This window comes from Streptomyces sp. UF-297, from assembly GCF_058245575.1.
Genome location: NZ_JBSIBZ010000003.1, coordinates 137,481 through 150,664 on the forward strand (window position 1 = coordinate 137,481; position 13,184 = coordinate 150,664).

At 73.6% G+C, this 13,184-nt stretch carries 13 protein-coding genes; 6 read left to right on the plus strand and 7 right to left on the minus strand.

Annotated elements, in window-relative coordinates:
- Window positions 1-222 precede the first annotated feature (222 nt).
- Window positions 223-1,572, plus strand: a complete 1,350-nt coding sequence (gene allB, locus AC4IJH_RS03545) for an allantoinase AllB (protein ID WP_490849977.1) — start codon at window positions 223-225, stop codon at window positions 1,570-1,572.
- 42 nt (window positions 1,573-1,614) lie between these two features.
- Here allB and AC4IJH_RS03550 read toward each other — a convergent pair whose 3' ends face one another.
- Window positions 1,615-2,331, minus strand: coding sequence for a thiaminase II/PqqC family protein (locus AC4IJH_RS03550; RefSeq protein ID WP_490849978.1), 717 nt, complete (start codon window positions 2,329-2,331; stop codon window positions 1,615-1,617).
- Window positions 2,332-2,485: 154 nt separating this feature from the next.
- Between AC4IJH_RS03550 and AC4IJH_RS03555 the strand changes: the two genes are divergently transcribed.
- Window positions 2,486-3,313 carry an NAD(P)H-binding protein gene (locus AC4IJH_RS03555; RefSeq protein ID WP_490849979.1) on the plus strand — a complete coding sequence of 276 codons (828 nt, stop codon included), beginning with the start codon at window positions 2,486-2,488 and terminating at the stop codon, window positions 3,311-3,313.
- 69 nt (window positions 3,314-3,382) lie between these two features.
- On the opposite strand, the gene AC4IJH_RS03560 is transcribed toward AC4IJH_RS03555, so the two are convergent.
- The 3 genes from AC4IJH_RS03560 to AC4IJH_RS03570 all read right to left on the minus strand — a co-directional run bounded on the left by AC4IJH_RS03560 (window position 3,383) and on the right by AC4IJH_RS03570 (window position 7,208).
- Complete coding sequence (locus tag AC4IJH_RS03560; protein WP_490849980.1) at window positions 3,383-6,130, minus strand: glycoside hydrolase family 84 protein; 2,748 nt, start codon at window positions 6,128-6,130, stop codon at window positions 3,383-3,385.
- 164 nt (window positions 6,131-6,294) lie between these two features.
- Window positions 6,295-6,468 carry a DUF6126 family protein gene (locus AC4IJH_RS03565; RefSeq protein WP_490849981.1) on the minus strand — a complete coding sequence of 58 codons (174 nt, stop codon included), beginning with the start codon at window positions 6,466-6,468 and terminating at the stop codon, window positions 6,295-6,297.
- 89 nt (window positions 6,469-6,557) lie between these two features.
- Window positions 6,558-7,208, minus strand: a complete 651-nt coding sequence (locus AC4IJH_RS03570) for a helix-turn-helix domain-containing protein (RefSeq protein WP_490849982.1) — start codon at window positions 7,206-7,208, stop codon at window positions 6,558-6,560.
- Window positions 7,209-7,371: 163 nt separating this feature from the next.
- On the opposite strand from AC4IJH_RS03570, the gene AC4IJH_RS03575 reads away from it, so the two are divergent.
- Together AC4IJH_RS03575 and AC4IJH_RS03580 are read left to right on the plus strand one after the other, a co-directional pair.
- On the plus strand, window positions 7,372-7,809 hold the full coding sequence (locus AC4IJH_RS03575; RefSeq protein ID WP_490849983.1) for a ribonuclease domain-containing protein: 438 nt from the start codon (window positions 7,372-7,374) through the stop codon (window positions 7,807-7,809).
- Between the two features lie 527 nt (window positions 7,810-8,336).
- Window positions 8,337-9,005, plus strand: a complete 669-nt coding sequence (locus tag AC4IJH_RS03580) for a bifunctional 4-hydroxy-2-oxoglutarate aldolase/2-dehydro-3-deoxy-phosphogluconate aldolase (RefSeq protein WP_490850043.1) — start codon at window positions 8,337-8,339, stop codon at window positions 9,003-9,005.
- Between the two features lie 130 nt (window positions 9,006-9,135).
- On the opposite strand, the gene AC4IJH_RS03585 is transcribed toward AC4IJH_RS03580, so the two are convergent.
- Window positions 9,136-9,666, minus strand: a complete 531-nt coding sequence (locus tag AC4IJH_RS03585; protein ID WP_490849984.1) for a GNAT family N-acetyltransferase — start codon at window positions 9,664-9,666, stop codon at window positions 9,136-9,138.
- Window positions 9,667-9,849: 183 nt separating this feature from the next.
- On the opposite strand from AC4IJH_RS03585, the gene AC4IJH_RS03590 reads away from it, so the two are divergent.
- Window positions 9,850-11,043 (plus strand): cytochrome P450 family protein, encoded by a 1,194-nt coding sequence (locus AC4IJH_RS03590; RefSeq protein ID WP_490849985.1) that lies wholly within the window; start codon window positions 9,850-9,852, stop codon window positions 11,041-11,043.
- A gap of 7 nt (window positions 11,044-11,050) precedes the next feature.
- On the opposite strand, the gene AC4IJH_RS03595 is transcribed toward AC4IJH_RS03590, so the two are convergent.
- Window positions 11,051-11,227: a hypothetical protein gene (locus AC4IJH_RS03595; protein ID WP_490849986.1), complete on the minus strand. Its 177-nt coding sequence runs from the start codon at window positions 11,225-11,227 to the stop codon at window positions 11,051-11,053.
- Between AC4IJH_RS03595 and AC4IJH_RS03600 the strand changes: the two genes are divergently transcribed.
- Entirely contained in the window at window positions 11,226-12,062 is an 837-nt protein-coding gene (locus tag AC4IJH_RS03600) for a transporter substrate-binding domain-containing protein (RefSeq protein WP_490849987.1), read from the plus strand. The genes AC4IJH_RS03595 and AC4IJH_RS03600 overlap by 2 nt on opposite strands.
- 15 nt (window positions 12,063-12,077) lie before the next feature.
- Here AC4IJH_RS03600 and AC4IJH_RS03605 read toward each other — a convergent pair whose 3' ends face one another.
- Window positions 12,078-13,160 (minus strand): alkene reductase, encoded by a 1,083-nt coding sequence (locus tag AC4IJH_RS03605; RefSeq protein ID WP_490849988.1) that lies wholly within the window; start codon window positions 13,158-13,160, stop codon window positions 12,078-12,080.
- Window positions 13,161-13,184 lie beyond the last annotated feature (24 nt).

Sequence of the window (13,184 nt, forward strand, 5' to 3'; positions counted from 1 at the left end):
GGCCCCGGCGGCGCCAGTGGCCGGAGCTACGTTCTGAACTGCGAAAGTTGCCTACCGATCCGTGGAAACCTCCAAACCGCTGAGGGGTCTTGACGGGTCAGGGCGCGGAGTGAAAACTCATTCAACAGTTCGTTGAATTCCGTAGTGCGGAAGTGCGGCGGCCCGTGGTGCGAAGGCGCGGCGGCCCGGTGCGCCCGTGGGGAGATACGAGGAGGGGACCGGGTGTCCGACGCAGAAAAGGCCGTCGAGCTGGTGCTGCGCTCCACGCGCGTCATCACACCGCAAGGGGAGCGCGCGGCATCCGTCGCCGTCGCGGACGGACGGATCGCGGCAGTGCTCCCGTACGACGCCGAGATCCCCGCCGGGGCGCAGCTGGCCGACCTCGGCGAGCACGCCCTGCTGCCCGGCCTCGTCGACACCCACGTCCACGTGAACGACCCGGGCCGCACCGAGTGGGAGGGCTTTTGGACCGCCACCCGCGCGGCGGCGGCCGGCGGCATCACCACCCTGGTGGACATGCCGCTCAACAGCCTCCCGCCCACCACCACCGAGGCGAACCTGCGCACCAAGCAGGACGTGGCCCGCGCCAAGGCCCACATCGACACCGGCTTCTGGGGCGGCGCGATACCGGGCAACGTCAAGGACCTGCGGCCGCTGCACGACGCCGGGGTGTTCGGCTTCAAGTGCTTCCTGTCGCCCTCGGGCGTGGAGGAGTTCCCCGAGCTGGACCAGGAGCAACTGGCCGCCGCTCTCGGCGAGATAGCGGGCTTCGACGGCCTGCTGATCGTGCACGCCGAGGACCCCCAGCACCTCCAGGCCGCTCCCCAGGCGTCCGGGCCGCGCTACGCCGACTTCCTCGCCTCGCGCCCGCGCAGCTGCGAGAACGACGCCATCGCCGGGCTGATCGCGCTCGCCAAGAAGCTCTCCGCGCGGGTGCACGTCCTGCATCTGTCCTCCGCCGACGCGCTGCCGCTGATCGCCGCAGCCAAGCGCGAGGGCGTACGGATCACGGTCGAGACCTGCCCGCACTTCCTGACCCTGACCGCCGAGGAAATCCCCGACGGCGCCACCGAGTTCAAGTGCTGCCCGCCGATCCGCGAGGCGGCCAACCAGGACGCGCTGTGGCAGGGCCTGGCCGACGGCACCATCGACTGCGTCGTCTCGGACCACTCGCCCTCCACCGCCGACCTGAAGACCCCCGACTTCGCCAGCGCCTGGGGCGGCATCTCCTCCCTCCAACTGGGCCTGCCCGCCATCTGGACCGCGGCCCGCGGGCGCGGGTACGCGCTGGCGGACGTGGCGCGCTGGATGTCCACCGCCCCGGCCGCGCTGGCGGGCCTGTCGGCCAAGGGCGCCATCGAGCCGGGCCGGGACGCGGACTTCGCGGTCCTGGCGCCCGAGGAGAGCTTCACGGTCGATGCGGCCGCGCTGCAGCACCGCAACAAGATCACCGCGTACGCGGGGAAGACGCTGTACGGCGTGGTGCGCTCCACGTGGCTGCGGGGGCGGAAGATCAATGACGCCGGGCGGCTCGCGGAGCCGGCGGGGCGGTTGCTGGAACGTCAGGGCTGAGCCGGGCCCGGCCCCGCTGCGGACTCTCCGTCGGAAGTGCGGTCAGGAATCCGCGGGCCGGTGGGGGGCTGCCGCGCGGTTCCCCGCGCCCCTTTCGGGGCTCGGAGCCGCCAGCGTGGTCCAGAACAACTGCTCGTACGCCTGCAGGAGGCGGCCGTAGCGGTGGGCCAGGGGCAGGGTGATCAGGCCGGTGTCCAGGCCGTGCTGGACGGCGGCGCGGGCCTGGTCGGCGAGGTCGGGGGCCGCAGCGGCGAAGAAGTCGAAGAAGGCGCAGGCCGCGTCGGGGAAGGCGTAGTGCTCCCGCATGGCGCGGGCGACGGTGCGGCAATAGCCGCCCCAGGCGGCGAAGTTGGCCGTCAGCGCGATGACGGCGTCGGCGGGCTCGGCGCCCAGCGCGAGCCAGGCCGCGAAGGCGGGATAGGCCTGGCAGCCGGGACGCGGCTCGTACGCGGACACGTCCTCGTCCGTCAGGCCGCAGGCGGCGGACAGCGCGGAGAGCTTCTCCAGAGCGAGGACCTCGCCCTGGGCCAGGGAGGCGAAGAAGGCCGCGACCGGCGGACTCTCGCCCGCGCGCTGCGCGAGGTGGCGGAAGCTGCGCAGGTCGGAGGCGATGATGTGGTGCTGTTCCAGGGCGAAGGCGGCGAAGACGGCGCGGGGTTCGCGGCCCGCGGCGATGCGCGGGAGCAGGGGATTGGCGTCGGGGCCGGGGGACAGCCGCCGGGCGGCTGTCTTGAGGACTTCGGCGGCGGACTGCGTCATGGGAGGGCCTCCGTGGCGGTCGGGAGCGCACTGAACGGCGAGTACCTGTAGGCGTACCCACGGCGGCGCGGGCGGCGCGCGCTCAGACGCAGGGACATGCGCGGGAGCGTTTCGGCCATGGCTCGTCTCGTCCGGGGGCGCTTGACTTCGGGGCATGGCAGACAACGAGATCTTGGTTCTGGGCGGTACGGGCAAGACGGGCCGCCGGGTGGTGGAGGCGCTGGAGCGGCGCGGCGCGGTGCCGCGGCCCGCCTCGCGCACCGCGCCCACCCGCTTCGACTGGTACGACGAGTCCACCTGGGAGGCGGCGGTGCAGGGGGTGCGCGCCGCTTATGTCGTCGACTCGCTGCAGCCCGACGCGGTCGGCAGAGCGCGCGCCTTCACCCGGTACGCGGTGCAGCGGGGCGTGGAGCGGCTGGTGCTGCTCTCGGCCGGGGCGCCGGACGCGCTGCCGGGGCTGAACACCGAGGTTCCGGTGCGGGAGTCGGGCGCGCAGTGGACGGTGCTGCGGCCCAGCTGGTTCGCGCAGAACTTCAGCGAGGAGGCGTTCTTGCGCGACCCGGTCGACGCCGGGGAACTGCGGCTGCCCACCGGCCAGGGCAGGACCGCGTTCGTCGACGTCCGCGACATCGCCGAGGTCGCCGCCGCCGTCCTCACCGAGGAGGACGAGCGGCACGCCGGGCAGGTCTACCGGCTCACCGGCCCCCGGGCGCTGACCTTCGGCGAGGCCGCGGCGGAGATCGGGCGGGTCACCGGGCGCGACATCCGGTACGTGCCCGTCTCCGGCCCAAAGTACGTCGGCCTGCTCACCGGGCAGGGCGTACCGGCCGAGGCCGCCGAGGTGCTGGCGCTGTGGTTCGGCGTCGTACAGGAGGGCAAGGACGCCGAGGTGAACGAGGACATACGGCGCGTACTGGGCCGTGCGCCGCGCGACTTCGGCGCCTTCGTGCGGGAGTCGGCCGGGGTGTGGGCCGCGAAGTGACCTGCGGGCGTTCGCAGGTGACCGGTACGCGGGCCCGGCGCGCGCTCGCACCGGGCCCGCGCCGTCCCGTCAGCGCACCAGCACCTCGCTGACCACGGGCGCCTGCGTCCCGCCCCGCCAGACCAGGCGCACCGCGCCGGTTCCGTGGCGGGCCGCGTCACCGGTGACGGGCAGGCGGGTGTACGCGCCGCGCAGCTCGCCGACGCCGCGCCACTGCCCGTTCGCCCCGCGCACCTGGACCTCGGCGCGCTGCCCCGACGCCGCGTCGGGGCGCAGCACGGTCACCGACCCTGCGGGCCGCGGCCCGGCCGGAGTGACCTGGAGGAACTCCCCGGGGCGCGCGGCGCGCGAGCCGCGGTAGGCGGTGCCCGGATCGCCGTCGGCGGCCAGCCGCAGCGCGCTGCCCTGCGCCGCCGCGGGCTCCCCGCTCACCTGGGGGCCGTTTGCCGCGGCGACGGTGAACTCCCGTACCGCCAGCCAGTTCTGCTGCTCCTGGGTGACCCTGGCCCGGACATAGCGGGCCCGGACACCGGCGGGCGGCGTCGCCCGCACCTCGGCCGTTTCGTCGAACCGCGCGAGCCGCGTCCAGCTCCGCCCGTCGGCCGAGTACTCCAGCACGCCGTGCTGGAGGAAGTCCCGCGGGCTGCCGCTCTTGCCCATGGACAGCGTGACGTCCCCCAGCGGCCGCTCGGCGCGCAGGTCGAGGCCGATGTACGTACCGGGCCTGGGCGCCGCGCCGCTCCAGAAGCAGGTGGAGTCGTCGCCGTCGGTCATCCGGGAGATGCCGTTGTCCTGGTAACTGCCCAGGTCTGTAAGGCCCTTGGGGCGGCCCGGTGCGCCCAGCGTCCGGTCGTGCTCGGCGACGGCGTCGTCCACGAAGGCGTCCAGCACCCCGTCCCCGACGACCACGGGGATCTTCTTGCCGTTCAGGTCCACATAGATGTACGAAGTGGCCGTCCGCACCAACTCCGGCAGCCGTTGCCGCAGTTGCCACGCCTGGTGCTGCTCACCGGCGCGCGCCGCCACCACCATCCGCAGGGCCGTACGCGCGGCCGCGCCCCACGCCCGGGTGGCGTCCAGCCACGGGCCGCTGTCCTGGACGAAGCCGCGGTCGGCGAGGCGGTCGCGCAGTACGCCGGGGGCCTCCTGGAGGGAGCGCAGCGCTGCCGCCAGCCGGTGCCCGCTCGCGGTGTTCCGTGCACGGGGCCCGTCCTTCCAGAACTCCTCGACAGTGGCGGCCAGTTCGGGTGCCTGCTTCGGGTTGAGCAAGGAGCCGTAGTTCACATCGGCGAAGGCGCGCAGCGCGCGGGCGGTCCGCCCGTCGCCGCCCGTCAGTTCCCGCAGCGCCGCGTCCCAGGACGTACGGGCGTCATAGGCGCCGTCGTTCCAGGCGTAGTCGGCGACCGTGAACAGCGCGATCTTCGAGGCGGCGGGCTGGATCATCGGGTTGGCGGTGATCCCGGCCAGCCGTCCGGGCAGGCCCCGCTGGCGGCCGTTGAAGGGCCCCAGCAGCAGCCGGTTGGTGACGTAGTCGTTGACGGGGTAGTTGTCCCAGGTCAGGATCGGGTGGCCGAAGACCTCGCGGGCCGCCTCGGCCTCCGCCACGCTCATCGTCGGCGCGATCACCCCGATCCCCGTCCACTCCACCAGCACGTTCTTGTCCAACTGTGTGGCCAGGGCCTTCTTGTACGGCGAGGGCTTCACGTCGTAGTACTCGGTCGGCACCATCTGCAGCGGCCGGGCGCCCGGGTGCGTGGCGATGAAGTCGCGGTTGACGCGGTTGAGGAGGTGGGCCTGCGCGGCGCCGGCCGCGCCCCCTCCCGTACCGAACTTCTCCTTGTCCGCCGCGCAGTTCCAGTCGGTGTAGCTGATGTCGTCCAGCGGCACGGCGAAGGTGCGCACACCGATGTCCCACAGCGACTGGAACTTGTCCGTCAGCGCTTCGAGGTCGGCGGGGGAGCTGTAGCAGACGGACAGCCCGGGGGAGAGGGCGTAGCTGAACTCCACGTGCCGCGCCCGCGCACGGTCCGTCAACTCCTTGAGTTGGCTCAGCTGTTGGGATGGATAGGGCTCGCGCCACTTCTCGCGCAGATACGGGTCGTCCTTGGGCGAGTAGACGTAGAGGTTCATCTTGTGCTCGCCGTAGAAGTCGAGCTGGTCCAGGCGGGCGGCGTGCGACCAGGGGGTGCCGTAGAACCCCTCGATCACCCCGCGCAGCGCGGTGCCTGGCCAGTCGCGTACGACCGTGCCGCGCACCCGCTGTCCGGGCCGCTCACGGTGCGGCAGCAACTGCCGCAGCGACTGGGCGGCGTAGTACGTGCCGCGCGCGTCCGCACCGGCCAGCGCGATGGTGCCGACGCCGCGCCGGTCCGCGCCGATGCCGAGCGCGTACCCCTCGGCGGGCAGCCCGGCGCTCCCCTCGGCGCCCAGCTCCGCGAGCGCGCGGGCCGCACCGGCCCCGTCCACGTACACGGTCAGACCTTTGGTGCCGCCGGCCCGCTCGGCGCGTACGACCCGCTCGGCGCCGGCCGCCCTCAGCGCGCGCTCGACGACCATGAGCGCCGGACGGTCGGCCCCGGGCCCGGCCACGACGGTGACGGTCGGGGTGAGGGTGACCCGGTCGGTGCGCGCGCTCATCGACCGGGGGGTGGGGGTCAGGGGGCTCTGGGCCGCGGGTCTGGCCCGGGCGCCGGCGTCCCCCGGCGGCCGGCCGCCGTGCGGGGCGGCGGCCGCGGCCGGCAGGGACGCTGCGGAAAGTGGGGCGAGGGTGAGTGCCAGGGCCAGCGCGGCGACGGCAGCCGGGCGCGTGCGGTGCATCCTTCGTTCCTCCTCGTACAGCCAGGTGCGCGGGAGTGCTCAGGAGTTCAGGAGTGCGGACAGCGTGCGGCAGCAGGGTTCACCCGGGACGGGCGGGGCGCAATGGACTTTCGCGACGGAAAGATGGACGGGCCGGGCGGTCGGGGTCGGGGCGGCCCGGCCCGTCAGCGCGACTTGGCGATGATGATGAGCAGGCTCATGAACGCCAGCAGGACGTGGGTGGCCACGACGTAGATGAAGACGCGGACGTACACCCCGCGCGGGGCCTTGTCCTCGACGCCCCCCGAGCCCTTCTCGGCGGGGGCGGGGGTGGGGTTCTCGGGTGCGGTCTCGGACACGGCGGTGGGTCCTTCCTGACGAAGCGGATCGGACGGGCCCGCACCGGGCGGGCCGAAAACGGGGCAGCTGGCCGGGGCGGGCCGGAGCGTCACAGGCCGCGCCGCGCGGACGGATCTCCCAGACACAGCTCGGCCGCGCCGCTCTGCAGCAGCGTGTGGACGAACAGCAGCTCCGTGCCGCCGGGGGACGCGGCCGCGATGCGGTGCGGGACCAGCGAGTCGAAGTGCGCCGCGTCCCCGGGGTCCAGGACGTGCACGGTCTCGCCGAGCGTGAGCCGCAGCCGGCCTTCGAGGACGTAGAGCCATTCCTCACCGGGGTGCACCCGCACCAGATCGCCCTGCGCGCGGTGCGGCACCCGTACCCGCAGGGCCTGCATCGCCCGCCCCGCGCCGCCCACGGTCCAGTACGTCCAGCCGCCCGCCTGCGAGGCCTCGGTGCGCCCGGCCCGCACGATCGGATCGTGCTCGGGCGCGGTCTCGCCGAGCAGGTCCGATACCGTTGTTCCGTACATACGTGCCAAAGCGAGCAGCATCGGCAGCGAGGGCTGGCGGCGCCCCGTCTCCAGGCGGGACAGGTGCGCGGGCGACAGCCCGACCCGGCGGGCCGCGGCCTCCAGGGTCAGGCCGCTGCGGCGCCGCAGGTCACGCAGCCGGGGTGCCACGGACGGCAGCTCGTCGGGCGGCCCTTCGGGCAGGGCGTCCGGCAGCTCGTCCGGCCGGTCGGCAGAGGGCTCGGTCATGGGTCCAGTAGAGCCAGACTTCGCCTCTGAGGCAAAAGTTTTGCCTCAGAGGTAATTTCTGCCGTGCGGGCCGGGTGTGCCCTCGCTCGCCTTGTGAACTCCTGGGAAACTTCCGCCTCTTAGCATTGACAGGAGCATGTCTACGCGCGTCATGCTGGGGGCCATGAGAATCCCCCCACGCATCACCAGGATCGGCGCCCTGGGCGCTCTCACCTCCGCCCTCCTCGTCGGCGGCCCGGCCGTCGCGGCCACGCCCTCCGCCACCCACGCCACCACGGCCGCCACCGCGTACCGCGCGACCGTGCACGCCGCGGACGTCGGCCGGATCTGTTACTCCAAGCTCCCCGCGCAGGCCCACGACACCCTGGACCTGATAGCCAAGGGCGGCCCCTACCCGTACCCGAAGGACGGCACCGTCTTCTCCAACCGCGAGGGCATCCTGCCGAAGCAGTCCAGCGGCTACTACCACGAGTACACCGTGATCACCCCGGGCTCCCCGGACCGCGGCGCCCGCCGCACCGTCACCGGGGAGAAGAAGCAGGAGGACTACTACACCGCCGACCACTACAAGTCCTTCGACCTCGTCGACCGCGGCTGCTGAAGCGCCGGTTGACCCATCGCGGCGGCCGGGGGGCCTTCCCCCGGCCGCCGTCGGCGTGTCCCGGCCCTTTCCCGCCCCTCGCCCTCCCCCTCCGCCCCTTTCGTCTTTGCGGTTTCTCTGGCCGAACTCGCCCGTACGGGAGGCCCGTTGGGGGACGATGGTCACCTGGGGAGAGATTCTGCGGGCACGCGCTGGGGGGCGAGCGGCGTGACGCGGGCCACGGAGCGTGGGGGTGATGCGGCCGGCGCGGCCCCGCGCCGCTCTGCCCCGCGGACCGGCCGCCGGCGCACTTCCCGGCGTACGACGGCAGCAGGGGCGCACCCCGGCGGGGGAATTGTCAGTGGTTCCAGGTAGCGTTTCGGTAGAAACGACGAATGGGCGGGCATCGGCGGCAAAGGGGCCAAGAGGCGGTCACCTGCGGCGCAGCACGCCCCGAGAGGCGCTGTGCCGTCCGTGGGGCTCGGCTTCGAGCGGGGCACGGCGAGGCGACCTTGACCGACCGAGTGAAGGAAGGGCGGCGAACTGCCGTGTACCGCTGGGAGATCACCCGGGCCGCACTGGCGCAGCGCGTCTTCGCCATCGTCCGCAGTGACACCTATGACGAGGCGAGCGCCACAGCGGACACCCTGCTGTCGGCCGGGATCACCAGCCTGGAGATATCCCTGACCACGCCCTTCGCGCTGGAGGCCGTCACGACCCTCAGCCGCGAGCTGGGCGATGACGCCGTGATCGGCGCCGGCACGGTCCTGGACGCGGTCTCCGCCCGTATGGCGGTGGAGGCCGGCGCCCGCTTCCTGGTCTCGCCCAGCCTGGACGCCGAGGTCATCCGTACGGGCCACCGCTACGGCATCCCCGTCTTCCCCGGCGTGGCCACCCCCACCGAGATGGTGCGCGCCATGGAGCTGGGGGCGGACGCGCTCAAGCTCTTCCCCGCCTCGGCCCACCAGCCCGGCTGGATCAAGGACGTACGGGCCGCCCTTCCGCAGGCGCCCGTGCTGCCCACGGGCGGGGTCACGGTCGAGTCCGCGCCGGAGTGGATCGCCGCGGGCGCCGTCGCCGTCGGCATGGGCTCGGCCCTGTCGGAGGGCGATCGCGAGACGGTCGCCAAGCGGGCCGCCGACCTCCTGGCCCGCCTCGCCGACGCCGCACCCGCCCAGTCCGCCGACGCCGGTGGCGCGGGACTGTACGAGGACTGAGAGGCCGGGCGCCCGGGGGCGGGACTTCTCCGGGCGCCCCGGCCTCCGGGCCCGCGACGAGCGGCGGGCGGCGGGGCGTGCTCAGTTCGGCGGCGGGCCCACTGTCCACCGCACTCCGCCCGCCGCCCCGCTACTCCACCGCCAGCCGCATCCGCAGATAGTCCCGCCGCAGCGGCCCCGGGGTGGAAAAGCCGTCCGGCCGCCATCCGCGGCGGGCGTAGAAGCCGTGCGCACGGGTGTTGTTCTCCCAGGCCTCCAGTACGCCACCGGACAGACCGGCCGCGCGCAGCCGCGCCACGAAAGCCGAGTGCAGCGCGCTCCCGGCCCCCAGCCCCCAGCTCTGCGGCGCCACATGGAACTGGTAGAGCTGCCCGTACACCGCCCCGTCGATGTCCGCGTGCTCCGGCGGCCCCATCGACAGGACACCCACCGGCGCCGCCGCGCCGGTACCGCAGTCCGCCGCGGCCGGTACCGCGCACAGCACCACCCGGTCCGCCGCCCGCAGGGCCCGCGCCCAGTCCGTGCGCCGTGCCGCGTGCTCGGCGGGATCGGCCAGCTGCGCGCGGGGGACGCCGCCGGCCGTGTAGTAGGCGGTACGCGCCAGCGTGTGCAGCTCGACGATCGCGTCGAGGTCCGTCTCCCGCGCATCCCGCAACAGCATCCGTGACCCATCCATGACAGAAGTGACGCACCCGACTCCCCGTACGGTTCGCCTCGTCCTTGAGGCCGATGCCGGGCCCGCCGGACGCCGCTTACCGTGATCGGGGGCGTGATCGGCACCCCTCAGAGCCGGGGTCGGGACACGGGCTCTCAGCGAGCGGGCAGCCGGAGGGACGGACAGCACATGCCGGACATCATCGATCTGGGCGCGTACGGAACGGACTTCACCACGAATCCGTATCCGTACTACGCCGAGCTGCGCGCCCGGGGCCCGGTGCACAAGGTGCGCGTCCCCGAAGGCGTCGAGGCGTGGCTGGTCGTCGGCCACGCCGAGGCCAGGGCCGCGCTCGCCGACCCCCGGCTCAACAAGGACTGGCGCGCCGTCGGCCTGTGGCCGGACGAGGGCGAGGGCTCCCCGCTGTTCACCAACATGCTGGACACCGACCCTCCCCAGCACACCCGGCTGCGCAAGCTGGTGGCCAGGGAGTTCACCATGCGCCGGGTGGAGGAGCTGCGCCCCCGGGTGCAGCAGATCACCGACGAACTCCTCGACGCCATGCTCGCCGCCCCCGACGGCCGCGCCGATCTCATCGAGGCGCTGGCCTTCCCCCTCCCGCTCACGGTCATCTGCGAGCTGCTGGGCGTGCCCGCGATGGAGCGCGCGGAGTTCCGCGCCTGGTCCAACGAGATCGTCGCGCCGACCGGCCCCGAGGCCTCGCAGGCCGCGGCACAGGCGATGGCCGCGTACCTCGAAGGCCTGATCGCGCACAAGCGCCGCTCGCCCGGCGAGGACCTGCTCAGCGCCCTGGTGCGCACCACCGACGAGGACGGCGACCGGCTGGCCCCCGACGAACTGATCGGCATGGCCTTCCTGCTGCTGGTCGCCGGCCACGAGACCACGGTCAGCCTGATCTCCAACGGCGTACGGGCCCTGCTCGCCCACCCCGGTCAACTCGCCGCGCTGCGCGCCGACTTCGGCCTCCTGGACGGCGCCGTGGAGGAGATGCTGCGCTACGACGGGCCGATCGAGGCGGCCACCTGGCGCTTCACCGGCGAGGAGATGGAGATCGGCGGCACCCTCCTGCCCGCCAAGCAGCCCGTCGTGGTCGTGCTCGCCGCCGCGGCCCGCGACCCCGAGCGCTTCCCCGCCCCCGACGACTTCGACATCACCCGCGACGCCCGCGGCCACCTCGCCTTCGGCCACGGCATCCACTTCTGCCTGGGCGCCCCGCTGGCCCGCCTGGAGGGCCGTATCGCCGTCCGCAGCCTGCTGGAACGCTGCCCCGACCTCGCGCTGGACACCGCCCCCGAAGACCTGGCCTGGCGCTCGGGCCTGCTCATCCGCGGGATGCACCACCTGCCGGTGCGCTGGTCCTGACACCCCCTCACCGCCCGCGGCCCACGACCCGGTACGGGCCGGGGGCCTGCCAGGTGCCGCGCGGCAGGCGGGACTTCACGGACACGCCCTCGGGGCCGCGGTGCCCGGCGAGTACTCTGCGCCCGCGCGGCCGTCCGCACGCGACCAGCGGCGGACGGCCCCGCCCGAGCAGAGGAGCCGTCATGACCGACACCCGTCCCGCCCGTCGCGCCGTCGCGCTGTCCGCCCTCGCCTGCACCCTCGCCGTCACCGCGGCCGCCCCCGCCGCCTCGACGGACACGTCGGCTCCCGCACCTGCCGCGCGGCACACCCGTACCCTCCTGGACACCGTCCCCGAGCGCGGCACCCTGCGGGTGTGCACCACCGGCGACTACCGCCCCTTCACCCACCGCGACCCGAAGACCGGCCGCTACCGAGGCGTGGATATCGACATGGCGCGCGACCTGGCGTCCAGCCTGGACGCCAGGCCCGTGTACGTCCCCACGACCTGGGCGAAGCTGGTGCGGGACCTCTCCGCGGGGCGCTGCGACATCGCCATGGGCGGCGTCTCGATCACCCTCCAGCGGGCCCGCAAGGCCGCGTTCAGCGAACCGACCCGCACCGACGGCAAGACGCCGATCGTGCGCTGCGCCGACAAGGACAGATACCGCACGCTGGAGCAGATCGACCGGACCGGCACCCGCGTCATCGTCAACCCCGGCGGTACGAACGAGCAGTTCGCCCGCTCCGTCATCAAGAAGGCGTCCCTGCTCACGCACCCGGACAACACCACCATCTTCGGCGAGATCGTCGCGGGCCGCGCGGATGTGATGATGACCGACGCGAGCGAGACCCGCTACCAGGCGAAGATCCACCCGCAGTTGTGCGCCGTGCACCCCGAAAAGCCCTTCACCTTCTCGGAGAAGGCTTACGCCGTGCCCCGCGCGGATGCGCAGTTCAAGGAGTACGTCGACCAGTTCGTCCACCTCGCCACGCACGACGGCACGTACAAGAAGTACGAGGACGCCTGGATGAAGTAGTGCGCGGCCGGGGAGTCAGCGGATCTCGGCGGCGGTGAGCGCCGGGTAGTGGCTGTAGCCCTGCGGGCCGTGGGTGTAAAGGAGTTCGGGGTCGTGCGCGGCCAGTGGGGCGCCGGTGGCGAAGCGGTGCGGCAGGTCGGGGTTGGCGAGGAAGGCACGGCCGTAGGAGACCAGGTCGGCGCGGCCCGAGCGCAGTACGGCCTCGCCCGCCTCGCGCGTGGTCGCGGCCCCGTTCTCGCCGACGTTGGCGATCAGGGTGCCGTGCCGGCGCGGGCGCAGATCGGCCAGCGCGGGGTAGTCGGGGGTGCCCTCGGTCAGGTGGAGGTAGGCCAGGCCGAGCGGGTCGAGTGCGTCCAGCAGCGCGCGGTAGACCGGCGCGGGGTCGGCCTCCGCCATCCCGAACTGCGGATTGCCGGGCGAGAGCCGCAACGCCGTGCGCCCGGCGCCTATTTCGTCCACCACCGCGCGCACGGCCTCCACGGGGAAGCGGATCCGGCCCGGCACGTCCCCGCCGTACTCGTCGGTGCGCACATTGGTGTCGTCGGCCAGGAACTGGTGGAGCAGATAGCTGTTGGCGCCGTGGATCTCGACCCCGTCGAAGCCCGCCAGCAGGGCGTTGCGCGCGCCCGCGGCGAAGTCGTCCAGGGCGGTGCGGATGTCCTGGCGGGTCATCTCGCGCGGCACGACGGGCCCGTCGCCGGAGCGGCGCCGCGGTGCGGGCACGGGGGACGGCGCCAGCGGCTGCCCGCCGTCGGTGCGGTGCGCGGGCAGCGCGGTGCGCCCGCCGTGCATCAGCTGCGCGAAGATCCGGCCGCCCGCCGCGTGCACGGCCTCGGTGACGGTACGCCAGCCCGCCACCTGCTCCGCGGTCTTCAGCCCGGGGATGCGCCGGTCGCTCTGGCCGCGTAAGGACGGCCAGATGCCCTCGCTGACGATCAGTCCGGCCGAGGCGCGCTGTGCGTAGTAGTCGGCCACGAACGGCTGCGGTACGGCGTGTTCGTCGCTGCGAAAGCGGGTCATGGGGGCCATGACGATGCGGTTGGGGGTGGTGAGGGAGGCGGAGGAGTAGGGGGCCAGGAGGAGGCTGTGGTCTGTCATGCAAGGACCGTAGAGTCTGACACT